Annotated in this window: 15 protein-coding genes; 8 read left to right on the plus strand and 7 right to left on the minus strand. The window is 53.8% G+C overall.

What is annotated here, in order from left to right; translation table 11 throughout:
- Positions 1-601 precede the first annotated feature (601 nt).
- The 3 genes from CYPRO_RS09605 to CYPRO_RS09615 are packed head-to-tail and all read right to left on the minus strand — an operon-like array spanning position 602 to position 4,259.
- Positions 602-1,774 (minus strand): ABC transporter permease, encoded by a 1,173-nt coding sequence (locus tag CYPRO_RS09605; protein ID WP_114984411.1) that lies wholly within the window; start codon positions 1,772-1,774, stop codon positions 602-604.
- A complete protein-coding gene (locus CYPRO_RS09610; protein ID WP_114984412.1) occupies positions 1,771-2,772 on the minus strand; it encodes an HlyD family secretion protein in 1,002 nt (333 codons plus the stop codon). Before CYPRO_RS09610 ends, CYPRO_RS09605 begins: the two co-directional genes overlap by 4 nt.
- Positions 2,773-2,795: 23 nt before the next feature.
- On the minus strand, positions 2,796-4,259 hold the full coding sequence (locus tag CYPRO_RS09615) for a TolC family protein (RefSeq protein WP_114984413.1): 1,464 nt from the start codon (positions 4,257-4,259) through the stop codon (positions 2,796-2,798).
- A gap of 265 nt (positions 4,260-4,524) precedes the next feature.
- On the opposite strand from CYPRO_RS09615, the gene CYPRO_RS09620 reads away from it, so the two are divergent.
- Complete coding sequence (locus tag CYPRO_RS09620) at positions 4,525-5,193, plus strand: TetR/AcrR family transcriptional regulator (protein ID WP_114984414.1); 669 nt, start codon at positions 4,525-4,527, stop codon at positions 5,191-5,193.
- Between the two features lie 91 nt (positions 5,194-5,284).
- Positions 5,285-6,010 carry a lysophospholipid acyltransferase family protein gene (locus CYPRO_RS09625; RefSeq protein WP_114984415.1) on the plus strand — a complete coding sequence of 242 codons (726 nt, stop codon included), beginning with the start codon at positions 5,285-5,287 and terminating at the stop codon, positions 6,008-6,010.
- 85 nt (positions 6,011-6,095) lie between these two features.
- Here the strand turns inward: CYPRO_RS09625 and CYPRO_RS09630 are convergent, their stop codons facing one another.
- On the minus strand, positions 6,096-7,220 hold the full coding sequence (locus CYPRO_RS09630) for a hypothetical protein (protein WP_114984416.1): 1,125 nt from the start codon (positions 7,218-7,220) through the stop codon (positions 6,096-6,098).
- 128 nt (positions 7,221-7,348) lie between these two features.
- On the opposite strand from CYPRO_RS09630, the gene CYPRO_RS09635 reads away from it, so the two are divergent.
- The 5 genes from CYPRO_RS09635 (at position 7,349) to CYPRO_RS09655 (ending at position 14,628) form a co-directional block, all read left to right on the plus strand.
- Positions 7,349-8,533, plus strand: coding sequence for a glycosyltransferase (locus tag CYPRO_RS09635; RefSeq protein ID WP_114984417.1), 1,185 nt, complete (start codon positions 7,349-7,351; stop codon positions 8,531-8,533).
- Positions 8,534-9,863: 1,330 nt separating this feature from the next.
- Complete coding sequence (locus CYPRO_RS09640) at positions 9,864-10,775, plus strand: tyrosine recombinase (protein WP_114984418.1); 912 nt, start codon at positions 9,864-9,866, stop codon at positions 10,773-10,775.
- A 124-nt stretch (positions 10,776-10,899) separates the two neighbouring features.
- The gene (hpf, locus tag CYPRO_RS09645; RefSeq protein ID WP_114984419.1) at positions 10,900-11,193 is read left to right on the plus strand and encodes a ribosome hibernation-promoting factor, HPF/YfiA family; all 294 of its coding nucleotides are present in this window, start codon (positions 10,900-10,902) and stop codon (positions 11,191-11,193) included.
- Positions 11,194-11,652: 459 nt separating this feature from the next.
- Complete coding sequence (gene hprK / locus CYPRO_RS09650) at positions 11,653-12,684, plus strand: HPr(Ser) kinase/phosphatase (protein WP_114984420.1); 1,032 nt, start codon at positions 11,653-11,655, stop codon at positions 12,682-12,684.
- A 102-nt stretch (positions 12,685-12,786) separates the two neighbouring features.
- Entirely contained in the window at positions 12,787-14,628 is a 1,842-nt protein-coding gene (locus tag CYPRO_RS09655; RefSeq protein ID WP_114984421.1) for a sodium:solute symporter family protein, read from the plus strand.
- A gap of 1,263 nt (positions 14,629-15,891) precedes the next feature.
- Here CYPRO_RS09655 and CYPRO_RS09660 read toward each other — a convergent pair.
- Complete coding sequence (locus tag CYPRO_RS09660; protein WP_408625763.1) at positions 15,892-17,166, minus strand: dihydroorotase; 1,275 nt, start codon at positions 17,164-17,166, stop codon at positions 15,892-15,894.
- A gap of 556 nt (positions 17,167-17,722) precedes the next feature.
- Here CYPRO_RS09660 and msrB point away from each other — a divergent pair.
- Positions 17,723-18,175 (plus strand): peptide-methionine (R)-S-oxide reductase MsrB, encoded by a 453-nt coding sequence (gene msrB / locus CYPRO_RS09670; protein WP_114984424.1) that lies wholly within the window; start codon positions 17,723-17,725, stop codon positions 18,173-18,175.
- Positions 18,176-18,277: 102 nt separating this feature from the next.
- Here msrB and CYPRO_RS09675 read toward each other — a convergent pair whose 3' ends face one another.
- Both CYPRO_RS09675 and CYPRO_RS09680 read right to left on the minus strand, forming a co-directional pair.
- Positions 18,278-19,651 carry an amidohydrolase family protein gene (locus CYPRO_RS09675; RefSeq protein WP_114984425.1) on the minus strand — a complete coding sequence of 458 codons (1,374 nt, stop codon included), beginning with the start codon at positions 19,649-19,651 and terminating at the stop codon, positions 18,278-18,280.
- Positions 19,644-22,604, minus strand: coding sequence for an amidohydrolase family protein (locus tag CYPRO_RS09680; protein ID WP_114984426.1), 2,961 nt, complete (start codon positions 22,602-22,604; stop codon positions 19,644-19,646). The genes CYPRO_RS09675 and CYPRO_RS09680 overlap by 8 nt, the downstream gene beginning before the upstream one ends.
- Positions 22,605-22,725: the final 121 nt, after the last annotated feature.

Consider the following 22,725-nt stretch of genomic DNA (forward strand, 5'->3'; position numbering starts at 1 on the left):
GCAATTTGCTATTCAAAAGGTGGAAAGTTTTGGATCATCGGAATTGCCTGAAGTTCCTTCGAAAATATACAGGACAATCTGAACAGTGGTAAATGGCGAGAGCCCAAAGAAGCCTCCATAAACGGCACACCTTTAATCCCGAAGGGATGTAATTTTTGTAGATATTACGTACCCGATCCTCAATAAACCCCGAAGGGTTGAAATTATTCACGATGGCCATGATGCCACCCCGTTTGGGGTTCTTGGAGGTTGATCGTCCGTTTTGGGCTACAATCATTTCACCCTTTCAAGATTGGTCGTGTTGTAGACAAACCGGCAGCCTATATTTCATTTTCGGATGTAACCAAAAATCACCCACAAGCCGCTTTTGCGTGCCCCGCGATTTTTCAGCTATCAGCGTTTTGATACGCCCCACCAAATCAGAAAAGATCGGGACGACATGCGGGAAGTTTATGCAAGCCGGAATATGAATCCTGTTTGCGTAACCATCTTCCCAGCACGTCACTCCGAAATGCGGGTAACAGCGTGGCGCTTTTTATCGCCTCAAAAACAGCTCAGCGCGGAAATTTTTCGGAGCCTTACGTGAGTGATTTCCACTGCGTCAATTTGAATCTGATTCCGAATTTAGGGCTTGTTTTACTTTCAAGCGCACTACTATCCATGCGGCAGCTACCGGTATGACGGTCAGGATGAAGAGGACCCGCGCTTCCGGCAGGATGTGCTCCCATCCGGCTCCTGCCAGCATGATGTTGCGCAGGGCTTCAAGAAAGTGCGTGAGCGGAATTACAGAGGCGGCCCAGCCGACCCAGTCCGGCATTTGACTCAGCGGCCAGGTGAATCCGCTGATGATAAAGGCCGGGGTTGCAATCACCATGAGTACTTCCGTGGCTTTAAGCTGATTGGGGATGACTGCGCTTACCAGAATGCCCAGTGCGGTTACGGCCAAGATGAACAGGGCGGAAATGCCATAGAGCACGGACCAGCTGCCCGCCATGGGTACGCCAAAACCGTAAAGCATCACATGCAGGCAAAACATCCAGATCATCCAGCCCATAAACAGATAGGGCAGCGATTTCACCAGGAGAATCAGTAAGGGCGAGCGTGTTTGCCTGGTGAGCTCCCGAAAGGTGTCTTCTTCATACTCTTTGCTGAAGCTGAGCGCAAGCCCAAGGAGCATTACCTGCTGCAGAATAGTAGCCAGCAATCCCGGGTACAGGAAAATGAGATAGTTCAGCGAGGGATTGAAGCGGTTCATGGTCTGAATGCTGAACGCCTGAAACTGCTGCGAAGCCAGTTCCGCCGGAACCCCCTGTTTGCGCAAGCCTTCGATCTGCATACCGGCATTAATGGTTTCCAGGGATGTCCGGATGCCCTTAATGGCGAAATTGGCATTAACGATATTGGTTGCACTCACATCAAGGATCAGTGCGGGACTTCGCTGCATTAGCACATCCTGCTCAAAGCGTTCGGGAATGCTCACAACGGCCACAATTTCACCGCTTAGCATTTCGTGTGCAAGCATGCTGATATCAGGCACAACCCGCTGCACCGCTACATGCTGATTGTCGTCAATGGCATCAATAAGCATGCGGCTGGTTGTGGTGCTATTCATATCCACAACGGCAACCGGAAGGTCAGTGGCTACGCCTTTATAATACACAAACCCGAAAAAGAGGCCGTAAGCCAGCGGTGCGCCAAAGAGGATCAGCACCGCTACGTTATTTGAAAAAAAGAGGCGGAATTCCCGCGCGATGAGTGCTGCAAAACGTTTCATGCGTCTTCCCCTTCCGGATACAGGATGACCTGCGCGCCGTTACCGGGCAGCTGCTCCAGAAGTGCAGTATCCGGGCGCATTCGGATTTCAAACCATTGCTCCTCGAAACTACTGTTGGGAAAAGCGGCCGAACGTACCGCATAGCCGGGCAATACCCTGCGGCTCAGTACCCGGAACTGACCTTCCGCACCATTGGCCGAAATTTTTCCGTGTATGCTCACGCCTTCCTGAAAATGTGAAAGTTCAGATTCCGGTACAGATAAGCGGATATATACCTGATCCGGCAGGTAGCCGCTGATGAGCGTATATCCCTGTGGGGCGAGCTCCCCCCTGCGCAGGTTAACCGATTCAATATGTACCGCATCAGCTGTTCGGATGAAGCGTTCTTCATAAAGTCCGCGCAATTCATGCAGCGTAGCCTCAGTCCGCTGCAGATCGCCCTGTGCCATGCTGATTTTCTCCTGCCGCGTACCGGCCATGAGGTCTTCAAACAGTAGGGCTGCCGCCTGCTTCTGTGCTGCTGCGGCCTGATACCGGGCCTGCATCTCGTCGAAATCCTGTGCGGCAATGAGCGAATCAGAATACAGGGCTGAGATCCTGTCCAGGCTGCGTTTGGCCAGCTGATACTGTGCTTCGGCAGCTTCCAGTGAGGCCCGTGCCCGGCCGGTGTCAAAGGCTGAGGGACCATTCAGCGCCAGTTCATATTGGGCCTGTGCAGCTCCAACAGCGCCTTCTGCCTGACTTATTTTTGCTTCGAGTTCAGGGAAGTCAAGCGTCATCAGCAAACTTCCGGCAGGCATCAGCTGACCTTCATGTGCATGCACTTCAAGTACGCGGCCCGGCACTTTGGTTGTAAAATGGAGGGTTTCGGCAACCACACGCGCGGGATAGCCGGGCTGAAGCGGTTGTGCACGCTGCTGAATGGCAAACCATGCGATGACAGCCATAAGAAGAAGGGAAACAGCGCCGATCAGGGCTAAGAGTTTAAGGTCTTTCATTGATTTGATGGGTGAAAAAATTGTCAGTTAAAATTGGATGATGCGGAGGAGCTCAAAAAAGGCGCTGCATGAAGCTGACCGCTTGCTTTTTGAACCTTCATGCGGGCACGGCTGAGGGCATAGGCTGCCTGTTCACGCCGGAGCTGTGCCTGCTGATAATCGGTTTCGGCCTGCAACCGCTCGCCGGCGTCCCCAAGACCGAGCTCGTAGCGCCGAACAGCCAGACCCAGCATGACTTCCGCTTCGGCGACCATTTCATGAGCAGTTTCATAGCGGCGCTGTGCAACATTTCGCTCAATCATCGCTTGCTGAAGCTGCAGCTGCAGGCCGTCAGCCGCAAGATTCCGCTGTTCTCTGCTGATGCTGAGCTGCTGTTGGGCCATTTGAAGCTCACGGGTGGTATGGCCACGGTTGAAAATATTCCAACGCAGCCCCGCTCCTGCGGCCCAGACCGGATCAAGCAGACTGAGATCGTTTTCGTAAAGCTCCCGGTGAAAGAAAGCATAAGCCGTTGGCAGATACGCGCCACGCCGTGCTTTTACGAGCTCTTCTCCGGCCTGCACCGAAGCATTCAGGGCCTGCCATTCAGGACGAAGCTGCCAAACCTCCGCATTGCTGTCAAAAAGTTCTTCGTCTTCACCGAACAGCAGCGCTGCCGCATCAGATGAGGGGCTGACTGCAGCAAAACGGGATACCGGCAGTCCTGTCAGTAGACTTAGCTGTTCATGTGTAAGCTGAAGTGCACCTTCGAGTTCAGTCAGCTGATCCGTAAGTTGTTGCCGAAAAAGGCGGAGCTGCGTGAGGTCATAGTAGGGAATCAGGCCTTCCTCCCAGGCTTTCAGAGCACGCTCCTGCTCAAAATCCATCCGGGCAAGCCCGTCACTAACAACCTGTACCGACTGCTGAATGAGCGCAACGCGATCCCAGGCTTCGGTCACTTCCACAATCAGAGCTGTTTTGGCAGCTTCCGCCTGATGCACGGTCGCTATTCGCCCCTGCTCTGCTGCGCGCGCGGCATAAAGCACTTCTCCGCCGGTAAGCAACACCTGCTCCACCTGCAGACTTGCCCGAAAGTAACGGTCTGACTGCAGCTGAACATCAGGCAGGTCCGGGGCAATGATTAATCCCGGAACCGGTTCAAATTGGATATCCGGCAGCGTAATGCCAATCGTTTCATTCAAAAAGGTGTAACGGGCTTCAAGACTTGCTTTTGGCAGATACGTCTGATACGCCTTTTTGCGCCTGAGCTCCGCTATTTCTGTTTTATGCCTGTACATGGCAAGCTCCGGATAATTGGCCAAAGCAGCCGCAAGGGCTTCCTGCAGGTTAACAGCTGATGCTTCTGTGACTGCTGCTCCTGAGTCAGGGCTATACCCCGCTCCGGTTCCGGTCTGGCCTGAAGCTTCAGTTGATATCACAGCGAAACACAGCACCCTTAAGAGCACACCGCTCACTTTGAGGGTTTTGTGAAATAAGTCTGATTTCATTGAATCAGTATTTTGAGTGTTTTGGGATGATATTTTTGGACTGCATTGGTGCGCACCCAAAAATAGAATGATGTTCTACTTAAAGGTAGAACAATATTCTATGCTTGGTCAAGAGCTGCCAAAAGTTTCTTCAAATACTCATATCTGATATTAAATCAGTTGTTTAAGATTGATTTAAATCGCTACCCTTTATAATTCTTTGCTTTGGATTTCTCCGAATGAGCGGTATATTTAGAATAATATTCTATTCTTTAATTAAGCTGAAATGACCTACCGACGAACAAAAAAAATGGAACAGCGCGTAAAGGACAGGCGACGTGCCATTATTGGTGCGGCTGAACAGCTGTTCGCCGAAAAGGGCTATGAAGCCACAACCATGCAACATGTAGCCAAAAAGGCCGGGACTTCAATCGGCAATATGTACTTCTACTTTTCCAACAAAGAGGAGCTGATGAAAAGCATGATTGACGAACTTTGTGATGAAATCTGGCAACTTACCCCCGATTACAGCAGTTTTGATCTGCTTCCTGAAGAAGATCGCAGCACTATCGAGGCGCTGGATGATTATCTTCGGGTTCACGCTTTTTTTTCGAAAGTATCTTTCGCCCGAAGTCTGCACCGTATTGCACGGCATGCACTGTTCCGGGAACACATTCTGCGCTTTCTGGAAAGCAAAGTGCGCGAGCGATACAATGAAATCAGTGATTTTTTTGAGGGCCTAGACCGTGAACTTGCCCTTGCCTATCACCTGGGCGGCGTTGTGAATATGTTTGAACGCATACTAAGCGGTGAGCTTAAACGCACGCCACACGAAGCGGGCCTGTTTCTTGCGAAAAGCAAACTCCACATACGCGCCTTACCGCGTGCCGAAGTAACAAGAATCATGGACCGGCTTCAGGAACTCATTCCTAAAATTACCGCTTCTGCTGTCTGATCTTTTAACCGACTAAGCTCATAAGAGCTTATCTTGAATCTTTAGATATATCCCTCAGGAATCTTCACCAAATCTTTGTTTATCACTATCCATGCCTCCCACCCCTGCGGATAAAGCTGCTGCAGCTGCAGCACGTCCCTTCATTGATGCCATCGACAGCCGTATTGTACCGGAATTCTTTTATTATGTGACCCGCTTCCTTGCGCGGCGGACTTTCAGACGGGTCTGGCTGCAGAACGACTACGGTTCCGGTAAAGCGCTTCAGAACCGCAGCACCCTTTTCATTGGCAATCACAATGCCTGGTGGGATGCCCTTACGCCGCTGCTGCTGAATCAGAAGCTGCTGCGGCAGACGCCGCGAGCGGTAATGGAGTGGGAACAGGTGGACCGCTACCCTTTTTTCCGGCGCATTGGCTGCTACTCGATTGACCGGAAGGATCCGCGCTCAGCGCTTGGTTCGCTGCGCTACGGCATCGACTGGCTCAACAACGGCACAGCCCGAAATCTGTGGCTCTATCCTGAGGGCAAAATCACGAATCCGGTACTGCCCGACTCCCCGTTCGAGTCAGGTGTAGGATGGATGCTGCCTCAGCTGGATTCGCATGTCGACCTTGTACCCATCATTCAGCATCATCACATGATGCATCACCCGAAACCTGACTTATTTCTCTGGCTCGGTACTCCCTTAAAGCCGGACACGCTGGGTTCAAATAAAAAAGAAATCACAGCGAGTCTTCAGCGTCACATCACAAGCATGAAACTTACCCTTGCTGAAAAAGCTGCACCCAAGGAACCCGATTTTAGGCGCCTTGTGTAGCGTAAGCCTTTTTCTGTCTTGTCTTCGTAAACTTTATGGGTTCATTTTTTTCGAACTAACCAATCGTGACTGAGCTCATTACCACTTAAAGCGTTTTCCAGGTCCAGCGGTAAAATGTAGGAGAGCGCTGTACCCAGTGCGGTTTTTGGGAATAGCGGTAGCGCATATTTACCAGAGGCCAGTACAGGCTGTTGTGGATGCGTGCCGGGCGAATGTACTCGCTAATGCCTGTTGCTTTTTCAGCCGAATTTTCGGTCTCTAAATTGAGCAGGCCGTCAGTGAGGAACCGGTAGTAAAACGGGCCGGAGTCAATGGTGCGGGAATGCTGAAGCATCACTTTAGTACCGTCGGCTGCGGTGAGTTCGATGGTTCGGGCGGATCGCAGCAGAAAGGCATTGCCCGCAAAGTTTGACAGGCTCCCGCCATCAAAAGCTGTTACAAGTTGATTGTCGGTATCGAGCAGCCATCCTTTGTAAGAAAGCTCGCCCCCGGCGTTCATGAGATAATAGACAAGGGTATGTTTTGGGAAATGCAGCCTCCCCCAGTACCAGTCTTCAAACTCCTGCTTCATGGGTTCGCGACCCAGGTTGTGGTCGTGATAGCCGGTTCCCTTCCATTGTATCAGGCGTTCTCCCTGCAGCGCATCGGTCAGCCGCAGGTCACATTCTACGCGTGCCCGAGGCTGCGTCAGATTCCAGCCATGCCCTGCTTCACTGTTGAAATCATCGGTTCTCGGAAGGCTTCCGAACAAATCCCGTGGCGGCACATCGGCAACAAAAAAAAGCGTACCCTGCAGTGTATCTCCCGAGGGAAGGGCTTCATTCAGTCGGAGTTCATGGTGCAGCTCATGTCCCCTTTTGGTAAGAAACAGCTCATTTTTCCCGATGGATATTCGGAGAAATGTTCCAATATTTTCATCATCTGAAATCACAACCTCATCCGGCTGATATTCACTCATGCTGTAAAAAACGAGCTTTCCTTTATGATAGAGCGAAAGGGTGATGGCCGGATGTTTCCATGGAAGGGCTTCGGGATCACCGGCCTCCCAGGCTTTATTATAGCGGGGTGAGAACGGGCAGCCGTCATAAAAAATCCCAACAAAATGCCACTCATCTGAAGCATCAGCGGCATCGAAGTACCACCACTCATAGCTTCCCGGCTCGGTTTTATCGGCCGGCAAATCAAATTTAAAATCGGATGTTATTTTCATAGGCCTTAATTTAGCACTGCCTTAGGCTCCGATGCAAAACAGATAATGGCGCCCAAATACTTCTTTAAAGCGCTGTTTATGCGGTATTAAGCTGATATGCATCATCCTTATTCATTCATATTTCCTGCATGATTTTCCTCGAAGGAGCACTCCTGACCGGACTCTTTTTCCTGCTGTTCATCACTTTTGTTTTAGTCCGAAACCGCTTCCAGTTCAAAGGCATTGCTGATTCGGATCGCTCCGAAGATTCCGAACTTAGCGTTGCTATTTGCATCCCGGCGCGTAACGAAGAAAAGGTTATACGCGCCTGTCTTGATCTGGCACTTAGTCAGAATTACCGCAATACACAGGTGTATGTGTTAGATGACCGCTCAACCGACCGCACGCCACAAATTTTAGAAGAATTCCAGGCACGTTACCCTGATACCCTGACCATCGTGCGCGGGAAACAGCGGCCCGAAGGATGGCTTGGCAAGCCTTACGCCTGCCATCAGCTGAGTGAAGTTGCCCGCGAAGACATTTTGATTTTTGTGGATGCAGACACCTGGATGCAGCCCGAGGTTGTAAGTCGGGTTGTAGGCGCATTCAACCGGAACAACATCGATTTCATCACTATTTGGCCGGAACAGCGACTGTACACGTTTTGGGAAAAGGTTGTAGTGCCGCTCGTGTATTATGCCCTGCTTGGCCTGCTGCCGGTTGCCTACACCGAAAGAAAGCCCCGCTGGATGCCCGCCTACTTTCATGAAAAATACCGAAGCCTTTTCGCTGCTGCCTGCGGGCAGTTCATGGCATTCCGGGCAGAAACGTACCGTCAGATTGATGGTCATGAAGCTGTAAAGAACCATATTGTTGAAGATGTGATGCTGGCCCGCGAAGTAATCGATCATGGTTTTCGCATGCGCATGTTACACGGCCGCGACGCTTTTTTTTGCAGGATGTACACCTCCGAGCGCGGCATGTTCGAAGGATTCCGGAAAAATTTTCTGGCGGGTTTCGATTACAATATTCCCCTTTTTGTGGTCATGGCCGTGATGCATTTCGTGAGCTTCCTGTTGCCGCTGCTGGTGCTGGCCGCGGCGATTTTTCTACCTGTCTCAGGCACAGCGGTCGGTATTTCCGCAGTCATGGTGCTGCTTTTTACCCTGCACCGAATTATGCTTGCCTCATGGATGCGCTGGGAGAGTTCATACGCCTTTTTGCACGTGTTTGGAGTCGGCTGGTTCCAGCGGTTGGGCCTGATAACCCTCACTGACTATCTGATGGGCCGAAGCATCAGCTGGAAAGGAGATGACATCCGGCATCCCAAATAAGTGCGGGGATAAAAATGGTGCCGGACCTGAGTACCTGTAAGGCCGGACCCAAAACCTGCGCAAACCGAGGCGGAGCGCTTTGGAGGCGGAGTCGAAAGATCTGGTGATGGGGTTTGGGAGGTTGGTTCGGACGCTCAATTAAAATGTACTGTACTATGTTCAATCCGGAAACCAAAACCCCCACGGCGTCATCCCGGAAACGCACACTTAGGTGCATGATTATAAACGCTATAGCTCAACGGCGTTATCCGGGATCTACCAGCTTCGGCCTGCGACCATGCCGATTGCAGGCCTTCAAAATCGAATGCACACATTTCAGGACGAGCCTACAAAACCCGCTATAACAACGCGCCGGCGCCCGCTTGGTAGATCCCGGATAATGCTGCACATCTCTTCGAGATGGTAAAAAAACGCCGAATGGCAGCATTTCCGGGATGACAGCCTCGGAGGTTGGTAGGAGGTGCTTCCGTTCTAAAAAGTGTCATTTCGGTAAAGACGCAAAATCCTGCGTCTCTACGATGTTTCGAAACCAAAACCAAAAACCGCGTGATCTCGAACGCCGGGGCATGACGACAGCGAAACCAAAGCCACGGCAACCCGACTTGCCCCGGCAGCACATCGAAGCCTCATGTGAGAGATCCCCTGCGGCTGTTCGGCCCCGATAGGGATCAACGCTGCGGAGCCCCACCACCACCAGATCCTTCGACTCCGCTGCGTTCCGCTCAGGATGACAGCGACGCCTCCCATCAAGCGGCGCGGCAAGCCGCGCTGGGGGTTGTTGTGGAGCGGTGCTTTCGGGCTACAAAGGTGTCGCTCCTGCCGGAGCTAGTTCGAAATCAAAAAAAAACCGCGTGATCTCGAACGCCGGGGCATGACAACACCGAAACCAAAGCCACGGCAACCCAACCTGTATCGACAGCACATCGAAGCCTCATGTGAGAGATCCCCTGCGGTTGTTCTGCCCCGACAGGAATAAACGCTGCGGAGCCCTGCACCACGGGATCCTTCGACTCCGCTGCGCTCCGCTCAGGATGACAGCGCCGCCTCCCATCAAACGGCGCGGCAAGCCGCGCCGGGGGTTCGGGAAAATGCCCCTGTCATTCTGAGCGGAGCCGGAGCGCAGCGAAGGCGGAGTCGAAAGATCTGGCATTCAGGACTGGTAGGCTGATTCCCATAAATCCTGTCAATCCCATAATCCATAAAATCCTGTCCAAACCACAGTCAGGCGGGCAAAGCCCATCCGCGGTCCGCGGTCCGCAGTCCATTACCTGCGATACTCCTCCCTTTGCTGTATATTATTCCAAAAGCCAACCCAATTCCCAGCCCTGCCATGCTCGATTCTGTCATTTCGCGATTCGTCAGCTATTTAAAGGTTGAGCGCAATGCTTCGCCGCATACGATTACTTCCTACAAAAAAGATCTCGACAGCTTCGCCCTTTTCTTAGCCGCGTATGACGCGCAGGGTCGCGAGAATCCCGACGCCATTACCCGCTTTCACATTCGCGCATGGATGGGCAAGCTAAGCGACGACGGCCTCAGCCGCTCCTCCATTGCCCGGAAGGTTTCCTGCCTCAAATCCTTTTTCAAATACACGCTTGCGCGCGGCTATACCACCCAAAATCCGGCTGAGCTCGTATCCATCCCAAGGACAGAAAAAAAACTACCGGTAAACCTGCAACAGGATGAAGCGCTTGAAATGCTGACCGACTTCCCCGTCGAAACCGACTGGGACGCACAGGATAAGGCCATATTGGAACTGTTGTATGCCACCGGCATCCGGCTGGCAGAGCTGATTTCTATAGATGTTCGGGATGTGCAGACCGGATCGCATTTGCTGCGGCTGATGGGCAAAGGGGCGCGTGAACGCATTGTGCCGTACGGCGAACACGCGAAAGCGGCCCTCGACGACTGGCTCAGCCGCCGCAGCCGCTGTGCTGATCCGGAAGCACCGGAAGAAGACCGACGCGCACTTTTTCTCAGCAAGTCAGGCCGCCGCATCTACCCCGTTGCCGTGCAGCGGATGGTGAAAAAACACATCGCACGCGTTAGCGAAATCAGCAAAAAATCACCGCACGTGCTGCGCCACAGTTTCGCTACCCATTTGCTGGGTCAGGGCGCCGACATCCGGGTGATCAAAGAACTTTTGGGTCATGCAGCGCTCACCTCCACCCAAATCTACACGCAAACGAGCATTGATCACCTCAAAAAAGTGCATGAAAAAGCGCACCCAAGAGGCAATTAAAATGTTATATTACTATTCAAAACTAACCATTGTTCAACTCAGGACTGACCGGATTCACCGGTAAAATGCCGGCCCGGAAGTCTGATTTTCACATACAACCGTAACCCAATTCAGAAGGATTACAATGAATACTTCATTCACCGCACGACATTTCGAAGCAAGCAAAAGGCTGCACAATTATTCGGTAGAAGCGGTTCAGAAACTGACCAAATTTTATGACGGAATACTCGACTGTGACATCATCGTGCAACCCACACAGGATCACGACGAACCCCAATCAGCTGAACTTACGGTTAAAGTTAAAGGGGATTTACTTCAGGCCAGCGAAAAGGCCGCTACCTACGAGCAGGCTTTGGGTAAAGCCATCGACAACATGACGCGTCAGCTCCGCAAATACAAGGACAAGCGGTCGAAGTAACATCACCTATTGTTCGGCCGCCCGCTTGTTTCCGGTGCTGAAGCTTATCCAATAGCCGAAGCCCTCCTGAAATTCCGGCAGCCGGCAAATCAATGCAAACAAATCCCGCATTATTCACCAAGAAATTTTCTCGCTGGCAAGGCGAAGCTAAAAACTCAGCGGAAGGGTACCTAAGTACCCTGAGCATGAGTTTTTAGCTTCAACGCCGCCAGCGGGGAAATTTCGCAGTCTTAACACCACACACAGATTAAGGCTAACGGTGTTTATTCGCTAAGACAAATTTAAACTGCCATTTAGCTAATAATTTTTGTTTAATTGTGAATAATGCGGGACAGAACTGCGGGCAGATGTGGCAATAGCTTCATCTGCCCGCTTTGTTTCAGGCTAACGTTCGCATTTTTTTTCCTGCAACCCCGCCTTCTGATTCTCCCTCCCCCTTACTTTTGACCTTCCCGCTCTATGCCCTTTGGCAGCAATCCCATCGTCCCCAAAACACGGCGTATTTCCGTCGAATATCTGGTCTCGCAGCTTCGCGAAAAAATCCGGCTGCAGGTTCAGGCCTGCGCCTCGGCAGCGGCCTGTATGCAGCGCTACCTCACGGAAGCCGACCTGCACCGCCCCGGACTCGCCCTTACCGGCTACACACACCTGTTTGCCTGGAAACGGGTTCAGATTCTGGGTAATACCGAATGTGAGTATCTCGAAAACCTCGACGCATCAGCACGGCTTACCGCTTTCGGCAACCTCACACAGTTTGAAATTCCGGTGATGTTTGTTACGCACGGCAACGAACTCCCGCCCGAGCTCCTCCAAATGGCAGAAGACGCCGGCATCCCCGTGTTTACGACGCACACGGAAACCGTCAAATTCATGTACCTGCTGCGGGATTTTCTCGAAGATCAGTTCGCCCTGCAAACCATCGTGCACGGCGCCATGGTTGATGTGTACGGCATTGGCATCCTGATTACCGGCAAAGCGGGCATCGGAAAAAGCGAAGTCGCGCTCGACCTTGTAGAGCGTGGTCACCGGCTCGTAGCCGACGATGTGGTCACCCTCACCAAAAAAAACAACGTCCTCATGTCGGCGGCGACCGACATCAACAAGCACTTTATGGAAGTCCGCGGCCTTGGCATCATCGATATCATGAGCATGTTCGGCATACGCGCCGTGCGCTATCAGAAGCGCCTCGAAGTACTGCTCGAGCTCTACCTGTGGGATGAGCTCACCGAAGTGGACCGCACCGGACTCGAGCGCAAGCGGGAAGCCATACTCGATGTGGAAGTGCCCGTCATTCAGCTACCCATCACGCCCGGCAAGAACATCACAGTAATCGCGGAAGTCATTGCCATGAACTACCTGCTCAACAACTACGGCTACGACGCCGCACGCGCATTTCAGGAGCGTATCAAAACCCGCATCGCCCAAAAACAGCGCACCGGACAAACCGGACCCAACCGCGCCGTCAATTATTTTGAAGGTGATATCGAGTAACACACTCCCACTATACCGACAGCATTGGGGGTGTGATTAAGCGCAAATTTTGTTGTATTATCTGCGGTCAACCTCAATCCGCTCACCCAACAACATCCCCTTTTGATTCTCTCACCGCTTGACTGGGTCATTGTCGGCATCTTTTTTATGGTGCTGCTCAGCATCGGCTACGCCGCCTCTTTCCGCGCCGGAACCAACACGACCAACTTCTTCCTTTCCGGACGCAACATGCCCTGGTGGCTGCTCGGCGTTTCGATGGTCGCGACGACCTTCTCGGCGGATACGCCCAACCTGGTGACCGACATCGTGCGCAGCGAAGGCGTGGCGGGCAACTGGCTGTGGTGGGCCTTTCTGCTTACCGGCATGCTCACGGTTTTTGTCTATGCCAAACTCTGGAACCGCTCGCAGGTGATGACCGACCTCGAGTTTTACGAGCTGCGCTATTCCGGGAAGATGGCCGCTTTCCTGCGCGGTTTCAGGGCGCTGTACCTCGGTTTTTTCTTTAATGTGATGGTTATTGCGAGCGTATCCCTGGCCTTCATCAAGATTGCCGCGGTCATGCTCGGCCTGCAGCCGGGTGTCGCGCTCATCATTGCTTCGGTCATCGTCGTATTTTACAGCAGTCTCGGCGGACTCAAATCCATCCTCTGGACCGACCTCTTTCAATTTTCCTTCGCCATGTTCGGGGCGGTCATTGCCGCGGTGTATATTCTCGGTTCGCCGGAAGTCGGCGGCCTCTCCAACTTGCTGGCACACCCGAATGTGTCGGATAAACTCAGCCTGGTGCCGAGCATTTCGCAGCCCGAACTTTTTGTGAGCATCTTCCTGATTCCGATCGCCGTGCAGTGGTGGGCGGTTTGGTACCCCGGCGCGGAACCCGGCGGCGGCGGCTACGTGGCCCAGCGGATGCTCGCCGCGAAGAGCGAATCCCACGCCGTTGGCGCGACCCTGCTCTTCAATTTCTTCCACTACGCGCTGCGTCCGTGGCCGTGGATTATCGTCGGACTCGCCTCCCTCGTCGTTTTCCCGGACATTGCGAGCATGGTCGAACGCTACCCCGACGTGCCCGTGCAGTACATCCAAAACGACTTCGCTTACCCGGCCATGCTGCGCGAATTCCTGCCCGCAGGCCTGCTCGGCCTCGTGGTCGCCTCGCTGATTGCGGCCTACATGTCCACGACCGCCTCACAGCTCAACTGGGGCTCCTCCTACCTCGTGAACGACTTCTACGGACGCTTCTACAAGCCCGAAGCCACCGAAACTGAGAAAGTCAGCTTTGGCCGCTTCTCCACCGTCGCCCTCATGGTCGCCTCCGTGCTGCTCGCACTTGTGCTCCAAAACGCGCTTCAGGCCTTTCAGTACATCCTCATGATCGGCGCCGGAACCGGCCTGATTTACATCCTGCGCTGGTTTTGGTGGCGCATCAACGCCTGGTCTGAAATCTCTGCCATGATCGCCGCAGGCACCTTTTCCATGATGTTCATCCTCATCGAAAACTTCGCCATGCTCCGCCTCGAAGGCGGCCTCGTGGATGTCTTCGGCTTCCAGACCAGCATGAGCTACTGGAACGTCATCAAACTCGTCGGCACGGTCGCCCTTACTTCTGCGACATGGATCGTCGTCACCCTGCTCACCTCCCCGGTCGATGACGCCACCCTGCGCAGCTTCTACACCCGCATCCGTCCCGGCGGACCCGGCTGGCGAGCCGTCGTAGATCAGGCCCAAAAAGAAGGCGTCACCCTCACCAAAGAGCAGGACCTCCGCTGGGATGTCCCCACCGGCATCCTCTGCATGATCCTCGGCACCACCATGATCTACAGCCTGCTCTTCATGACCGGCAACCTCCTCTACGCCAACTGGGGCACTGCGATCCTCCTCGGAGGCACCGCCGCCACCTCCGGCTACCTCCTCACCCGCTACTGGAGCAAACTCCGCATGTCCTGAACCCAACACCAAGCCCTGCTACAGACCACCAGATAAAACCAATTTTATTTTTTTGGGTAAACTCAGAGAACATCAATGGTTCTGTCATAGATTAGAAACCCCAAAACGAAGATAAAGGCGTTGCTTTTTTTCAGTGGAACAGTATTTCAGTAATTCAGTATGGCGGTGATTTGGTGTTGAAACAGACTGGAAACGCGGTAAGCATAAGGAAGAGAGTGGAACGCAGATTCACAAAAAAGCGGGTCACCTCGAACAGCGGAGCATGACAACACCGCTATCAAAGCACCAAAGGTACGCCTTACTTTGAAAGCCCGTCGAAGCATCACGGCGTCATCCCGGAAACGCCCACTTAGGTGTATGATTATCAAAGCCATAGCTCAACGGCGTTATCCGGGATCTACCAGCTTCGGCCTGCGACCATGCCGGTTGCAGACCTGCAATAGCGAATCCAAACATCTCAGAACTGGCATCCCTTCGGGATTGGGGGACGTAAATCCGGATAACGGAAGCTGGTTCTCGGCAATGCTCTGTGCACCCAAAGGCTCTGATTTATTTCTTCAACCGATGAGAGATTTCCGCATTAGACTTTGTCCGCTTTCCATTTTTATGCTTTCGTAAAATACATGGCGGTTGATCCAGGCAAAATGCCATCAACCCTGAAAGGGTGAAATGATTGTAGCAAAAACGAACCATCAGGGCCGATGAACCCCGAAGGGGTGGCATTATAGCCAACGTGAATAATTTCACCCCTTCGGGGTTTTCTGTTGGGCTGGACGCGGGTTTGCTACAATAATGCCATCCCTTCGGGATTGGGGGGTCAGATGTCGGATGGAGTGAGGCGGGTGCGACTTCGGGCGCAAATTACCGGCTTTATCCGCAATGCGCGTGCGGGGTTCTAATATGGTGGGCGATATTTAAGTCCGATGATATGCCGCCCTTTCAGGGCTGATTTAAGGCAATTTCCCAATATGGAGCCAAACTTTCGGCGCTCAACCAAACCTTGAGGGTTTCAGAAACCTTGATGTTTTTTTTCTAACGAATACCTGGTATTGACTGCCTCTGAAATGCGATGAGACACCCTGGCACGAGTCGAGGATTTCAGGCCAGGCAGCGATTTCATCTCGTCCTTTATCGGCGGTCTCCCCTTTCATAATTCTGTTAAATCGAAGTTTTGGCTCATTCTTCGCTTTGTAAAGGGCAATCTCTTTATTGATCTTTCAGGCCTGGCCTTCACTTCCGAAGTGCTAACGTAAAATATGTACCTTAAATGTCGTTTGGCACCCATTGCGCGCGGTTATAAATACCGTGGGCTTTACCTTTTAGGGTTTGATCAAGGTAAGGTGAGTTGCGGGATTTACTCTTGTTCGAAGCTACACTGTATGTCCAGCTTGAGGTCGTATCAAACAGCGTCAGGTTCGCAGGCTGACCCGCTTCAAGGGTTGGTACCGGCAGACGCAGTATGGTTCGCGGAGCATCAATAAGGCAGCGCAGCACCTGCGGCAACTTCATCCGGCCTGTATCAAGCAGCTGTTTTACCACGACGCTCCAGGCGGTTTGCAGTCCGAGAATGCCGTTCGGGGCATAGATAAACTCCACTTCCTTCTCCTCGACCGAATGCGGCGCATGATCGGTACAGATTGCGTCAATCGTACCATCGGCAAGGCCTTCAATCATGGCCTCCACGTCATCGGCAGTGCGCAGCGGCGGATGCATCTTATAATTAGTATCAAAAGCGCTGCGCTCAATTTCTTCATCTGTAAGATCGAAATGATGCGGGCATACCTCCGTCGTTACCTTTATCCCTTTCGCCTTAGCTTCGCGAACCATCTCCACCCCGCGGCGCGTGCTGATATGCGCCACGTGCACATGTCCGCCGGTGAGCTCGGCCAGCAGAATATCCCGCGCAATCATCACTTCCTCCGCAATGGAGGGCGTGCCCGCCAGACCCAGCCGGGTAGAAACCCGCCCCTCATGCATGTGCCCCGGACGTGAAAGATCGAGATCCTCCTCATGATTGATCACCGGCATATCAAGCATGGTCGCATAATCGAGGGCTGTGCGCATCAGTTTGGCATTATACACGGGATCGCCGTCATCACTGAAGGCAACCGCGCCGCCCGCCTTCATATCCCCCATTTCCGCCAGGTGCTTCCCTGCCCGGTCCTTTGAAACGCACCCGATCGGATACACCTCAACCGGCAGGGCTGCGGATTTATTCACAATATACTCCACAACATCACGAGAGTGAATGGGCGGGAGCGTATTCGGCATACAGGCTACCGCGGTAAACCCGCCGGCAGCCGCAGCCGTGCAGCCCGTTTTGATCGTCTCTTTATGCTCCAGACCCGGCTCACGCAGGTGCACGTGCATATCCATCCAGCCGGGCGAAAGAAATGCCCCCTTGCCGTCAACTACAAGTTCATCTGCCTCTGGCGTAAGATTCAGGCCGGTTTCAGCAATCTTGCCCTCCCTGATTCTAAGGGCGTTTACCGTTTGAGCATCACGAATACCGAATGCATCGGCAAGCTGAACATTCAGGAAAAGCACATTTGGCTGAGACATAAGAGCAACAATTTTGGATGAAGAATAAAGAGAGGCAGCCCAAAAAAAGGACCTGTTTTTTACAAAATACGAACAATGTATACACCGAACATAAAAAAGGTAGACAGCTCCATGTCCGGCTTCAGGAGCCGGTCGCATAGCAGCGTTCGCCAGCAACATACAGTTTGTATGATAGGTCTGCAGTAAAGGCTAAGGGGTCAATCGGCTTGCATGACCTGCGCTTTTGGCTTATGTATTCCGTCTAACCGCAGCCTGGCTTTCCGCACAAATACTGGCTTGCGGTTACCTAAAAAAAGCAACGCCTTCATCTTCGATTTGGGGGCTTTCAATCTGCCACGGTGCCCCTGATGCTCTGTGAGTTTCCCCCAAAAAATACAGTACACATGACATGCTTTGGTGCCGGTTGCAGGGGGACATGGCGGGGCAGCTTTTCGCGGGTACGGGGGGAGCGGTTCACGGGTGCGTTCGGAATGAAAGGACGGGGGACTGCCGTTTGCATTTGGACATTTCTACTCAATTAATTTGTACGTTTATGAGCGAGCTTAACTGGAAAACGATTCTTAATTTTGCTGAAAACGGCAATCCTGAACCTGATCAGCGTGTGGAGAAGTCGGAAGCTGAGTGGGAGAAACAGCTTTCGGAGGAGGCGTTTTATGTGACGCGTAAGCACGGAACCGAGCGGCCTTTCAGCGGGGAGCACTGCCATAGTTTCGGGCCGGGCCGGTATGGCTGCGTTTGCTGCGGCGCGCTTTTGTTTGACGCTTCGGAGAAGTTTGAGTCGGGTACCGGATGGCCGAGTTTCACGCAGCCGGTGAAGGAAAATGCCATCCGCTATAAGGTTGACCGGAGTTTTGGGATGGTGCGTGTAGAAACCCTGTGCAACAGCTGTGATGCGCACCTGGGGCACGTTTTTCCGGACGGACCTAAACCAACGGGGCTGCGCTATTGCATGAATTCCGTTGCGTTGGAAAAACTCGAGGACTGATCCGCTATGAGCGGTTTCTCCCGATAATCTGCCGGGATTTTAATGAAAACGGGCGTCACCCTTTGCGGATGACGCCCGTTTTTTTTTGAGACGATTTGCGGTTTAGTCAGCGTGTGCCTGACGCTGTCTTATTTTTTCGGAGTAGCGTTCGTACATCTGCCGCTGGAAGTCGCGCATGTCGCTTTTGCGGCCGGCAACATAGACCTGTTCTACGCGGGTGCTGTACTCGATGGGGTTCCCGGTTGTGATCAGCAAGTCGGCTTGTTTGCCTACTTCGAGGCTGCCAATGCGGTCATCGAGGCCGAAAATCTGCGCCGGGTAGAGCGTCAGTGATTTCAGGGCTTCATCGGCTGGCAGGCCAAATGCTGCGGCGGTACCGGCTTCGAAGGGCAGGCGGTTGGCGTTGGCGGCGGAGCTTGATCCGGCAATTGCAAAACGGACCCCGGCCTGATGCAGCTGTGCCGGAAGTTCGTACCAGGCATTGTAGGGCTCCCACCAGCGCGAGGGTGAACTTTGAACCGTGGTTATCAGCACGGGCACATCATAGGCGAGAAGGTGCTCGGTAACGAGATGCGCGTCGCGACCGCCGAGGATGATGAGCTTTATGTCTTCTTCCTGTGCCCAGGTGATGGCGTCCTGAATTTGACGCATGTCGTTGGCGCTGACCACGACCGGCATTGCGCCGTCAAGCACGGGTTTCATGGCGTGCCAGCGGGAGTCGAAGTCGTGTCGCGGGGCGTTGCCGGCAGCATGGGCGCGAACGGCGGTGACGTAAGCCCGGGCGTCGGCAAAGGCTTCGCGAAGCTCTTCGAGCTGTCGGGTATAGTTGCGGGTATTGCCAGGGTTAGGCCAGCTCACCATCATCCCTAAACCTGCCTGCAGCGTCATTTCTTCCCAGGTCCAGCCGTCCATCATCATGGCTGCGGACTGCCCCGCAATCAGCGGACTGCCCCAGCCGCTGCCGGGTGTGCTTACCGAGGTTGTGATACCTGCGGAGCGGGCGACGCCAATGTGGCGGCTTGCAGCATGAAAGGCCCGCTCGGCGCGCAGGTTAGGATTGATGGGTCCGACTTCATTCAGGTCGAGCGTCATTTCGACCGCGCTGATTTCGAACAGGCCGATCTGACTCCAGGCGTGAATCAGGCCCGGGTAGATGTGGCGCCCGCTGACATCTTCGGTAACGGCGCCTTCGGGTATGCTTACATCGGTTCCGATGGCCGTGATGATGCCGTTGTCGAAAACGATGGTTCCGTTTTCAATGGTGTCGCCTTCCAGGGTGTGGATGGTGCCGCCGGTAAGGGCAACCGGCTGTGACTGAACCGGAGCGGGGGTCTGTGCGAAGAGAGGCGTTGCTGCCATAAGGCCGAAAAGAACGACGGCCATACAAGCCGTGTACAGCGTATTTCGGCAGTTGTCTGCGGTACGCTTCACAATTTCAGACATGGGATGCGTGTGGTTTTGGATGAGATTAGTCATTGTTCATCTCCAGAATTAAGCGGATGAGTTCGGCGCGTTCACGGTCAACCGCTGCACGTAAAGCGGCGTCTTCTTCAATATCGAAATAGCGGCGGCCGTCGATCCAGGTTTGCTCTGCGATGGTGAAGGTGGAAAGCGGGTCTCCGCTCCAGATCACGAAATCGGCGTCTTTGCCGGGTTCCAGCGAGCCGACGCGGTCTTCTATGCCGAGCAAGGCAGCGGTGCGGTTTGTGACGAGCGAAAGGGCGGTTTCCGGATCAAGGCCGGTTCTCACCATTTTGGCGGCTTCCCAGTTCATGCGGGTCGCAATCTGACTGTTGTCGGAGTGAAGGGAGGTCGGTACGCCGGCTTCCAGCAACAGACGGGCATTGTAGTTGGTGTTGTCGTAGGCTTCAATTTTGAAGCCGCCCCAGTCGGTCCAAACAACTGCGCCAATCCCGCGCTCAGCCAGTTCGGGCGCTACTTTGAAGGCTTCAAGCGCGTGATGGAAAGCTTTGATTTCGAAACCGATTTCTTCCGCAAGTACCATCAGCATGAGGATCTCATCCTGACGGTAGCTGTGGGAATGAATGTCGATGTTGCCGTCGAGAATATCAGCGAGCGCGTCAAGCCGGAGGTCACGACGGGGCGGAATGCCGCTGCCGTTGCGCTCCCATTCCTGCCAGCGGGCACGATAATCTTTGGCCATTTGGAAGCGGTCGGCTATGATTTGCTCGACGCCCATGCGGGTATCAGGGTAACGTCCGGTGCCGACCCGCTTGGGGTTTTCGCCGAGCGCGAATTTCACCGTACGCGGTGCGCCTTCGAGGGGAAGTTCGTGTGAAAGCGCGCCCCAGCGCATTTTGAGGGTCACGTTTTGTCCGCCAATGGGGTTGGCCGAGCCGTGCATGACATGCGCCGTTGTGAGCCCGCCGGCAAGCTGACGGTACATCCAGATGTTGTTGATGTTGAGGACATCAGCCATGCGGACTTCCGCGGTGATGGCATTTCCGATTTCATTGACGCCATCTACGCCGGAGTGCAGGTGCGCGTCGATGAGTCCGGGCGTTACGTGACGGCCTTCCGCGTCGATAACAACGGCCCGGCGCGGGGCACGCAGATCATGGCCGACTTCCGCAATTTTGCCGTCCCGGACCAGCAAATCGGCATTTTCGAGAATGCCTTCGGGGCCTTGCGTCCAGATGGTTGCGTTCTGCACCAGGATGGCGCGGGCTTGCTCCGGCTTTTGCTCACGACCGAATTCCATGGACGGACGAAGGTTCGTAAGCTCCAGGTCGCGCCGCATAGGGCTGTTTTCGCGCGGCTCCGGACGTTCACCTGATTCCATGCGGGTCGCGTTCCAGTTGATGCGGCTTTGTCCCGTTACTTCTGCCCAGCCATGCAGGCGGTCGTCGCGCAGTGAAGCCGTGAGGCGTACCGGCCCTGAAGTTGAGATATCATCATGCTGAAAATCAGCCCGGAAACGCCGCGTGTGGTCGTCGTACGCAATGTTGTTCAGGCTAATTTCATCATCACCGATTACCAGCTCACCGCTGAAACGTCCGGGACGTGTTTCCTTCAGGCTAAGGCGGCCATCAAACAGGCTTTCGTCGCTTGCCAGCTCCCAGCTTCCTGCCGGGTTGTTATGGGGCTCGCGGTTGATGATGTGGCGGTGACCGTCAATCCAGACATACATTATGCGGGTGTTATGGTGGAAGAGGTCGCCATCCGTAACGACAAAATGGGCAGCTTTGCCGCGCGTAAGGGAGCCGTGCGTCGCGCTGATGCCCAGAAGCTCCGCAGGCTGCGTGGTGAGGGCGGCAAGGGCGGTATTGGCGGGCAGACCGGCTTCAACGGCTTTTCTCAGGTTGGGGAGAAAGTGGGAGGGATTTTCAAGACCGTCGGTCGTCAGGGAGAAAGCGATCCCTGCGGCTGCAAGACGTGCAGGATTTTCCGGTGCAAGGTACCAGTGACGCAGCTCCGCAAGGTTGCGGTTGTAAGCGTCTTCAGGCGTGCCGACTTCGGGGGTATCCGGAAAGCTGAGCGGTAAAATCAGTGAAAACCGTTGTGTGCGCAGGTAATCGGCAATGCGGTATTCGTGTCCGCTGCCGCGAACCCAAAGCTGACTGTCAAACTCATCCGCAATGCGTAATGCGCGCAGGACTTCTTCATCGCTGCCGGCTTCAATGAGAAGCGGCATTTGCCCCCGCGCTGCAGCGGTAAGGCTGTGGAGCATGGCATTGTATTCGGGACGCTGCAGGCCGGCAGGATTTTGCTCAAAAGCGGTATGCGCGTCGTGATACCAGCGGGCGTCATACAGGGTTTGACGGATCAGCGCTATGGCTCCGATGTTTGATGTGGGATACGTAAACCCGAATTCTGAACTGCGGCTCAGTGAGACAGACTGTGCTATACCGCCCCGAATGGTGCGGTCGGTCGGACTTCCGTCACGCAGTGTGAGTGCGGCGGTTTGTCCGCGAAAAATACCCAGCTCAGGCACGGAAGCGGCAACCGTGAACCCCATTTTGCGCAGGGCTTCGCTGCCGTCGTCTTCGGTATTAAAAATTTGTTCGGCCCTAAGGTGCGCCCGCAGCTGTGGGTTCCAGGGCTGATTTCCACGGTCGAGCTCTACGGGCGCATCCTGCATACCTGTGCGGGCATGCGCGTCGATAAATCCGGGATAGACCGTTTTTCCGTCCAGGTCAAAAACGCGGGCGTCGGCGGGTACGCGGACATTTGCACCGACGGCTTCAATAACGCCGTCACGAATTACCAGGGTCCCGCTGGAGATTACGGAGCCCGGCGTGGTGACGATCGTAGCATTGGTCAGTGCAAAAACAGCGGGTGTATTCTCGCGTATCCCGTCCGTCGGGGATGTTTGCGACTGCGCAAACCCCCAAAGCGGCATGATCAGCAAGAGAACAGCAAAAACAGCCGTTGTCAGGCTGACTTTTATAGTGCGGCAGTTCATCATACAGTTAGATTGGTTTACAGATATCCGGCTTTAGCTAACATGAGATTACCGGTGGATAAGTCTCCGGCAGATGTAAGCAAAAAAGACAGCGGCCGGGAGACGGAAGTTTGGAAAATAGTTT

The sequence above is a fragment of the Cyclonatronum proteinivorum genome, from assembly GCF_003353065.1.
GTDB classification, from domain to species: Bacteria; Bacteroidota; Rhodothermia; order Balneolales; family Cyclonatronaceae; genus Cyclonatronum; species Cyclonatronum proteinivorum.

Excerpts from the sequence above, each read along its gene's own strand:
- CYPRO_RS09625 (WP_114984415.1), top strand. The coding sequence starts at position 5,285 with ATGCCTCCCACCCCTGCGGATAAAGCTGCTGCAGCTGCAGCACGTCCC.
- CYPRO_RS09675 (WP_114984425.1), bottom strand. The coding sequence starts at position 19,651 with ATGACTAATCTCATCCAAAACCACACGCATCCCATGTCTGAAATTGTG.
- CYPRO_RS09615 (WP_114984413.1), bottom strand. The coding sequence starts at position 4,259 with ATGAAATCAGACTTATTTCACAAAACCCTCAAAGTGAGCGGTGTGCTC.
- CYPRO_RS09610 (WP_114984412.1), bottom strand. The coding sequence starts at position 2,772 with ATGAAAGACCTTAAACTCTTAGCCCTGATCGGCGCTGTTTCCCTTCTT.
- msrB (WP_114984424.1), top strand. The coding sequence starts at position 17,723 with ATGAGCGAGCTTAACTGGAAAACGATTCTTAATTTTGCTGAAAACGGC.
- CYPRO_RS09640 (WP_114984418.1), top strand. The coding sequence starts at position 9,864 with ATGCTCGATTCTGTCATTTCGCGATTCGTCAGCTATTTAAAGGTTGAG.
- CYPRO_RS09630 (WP_114984416.1), bottom strand. The coding sequence starts at position 7,220 with ATGAAAATAACATCCGATTTTAAATTTGATTTGCCGGCCGATAAAACC.
- hpf (WP_114984419.1), top strand. The coding sequence starts at position 10,900 with ATGAATACTTCATTCACCGCACGACATTTCGAAGCAAGCAAAAGGCTG.
- CYPRO_RS09605 (WP_114984411.1), bottom strand. The coding sequence starts at position 1,774 with ATGAAACGTTTTGCAGCACTCATCGCGCGGGAATTCCGCCTCTTTTTT.
- CYPRO_RS09635 (WP_114984417.1), top strand. The coding sequence starts at position 7,349 with ATGATTTTCCTCGAAGGAGCACTCCTGACCGGACTCTTTTTCCTGCTG.
- hprK (WP_114984420.1), top strand. The coding sequence starts at position 11,653 with ATGCCCTTTGGCAGCAATCCCATCGTCCCCAAAACACGGCGTATTTCC.
- CYPRO_RS09620 (WP_114984414.1), top strand. The coding sequence starts at position 4,525 with ATGACCTACCGACGAACAAAAAAAATGGAACAGCGCGTAAAGGACAGG.
- CYPRO_RS09680 (WP_114984426.1), bottom strand. The coding sequence starts at position 22,604 with ATGATGAACTGCCGCACTATAAAAGTCAGCCTGACAACGGCTGTTTTT.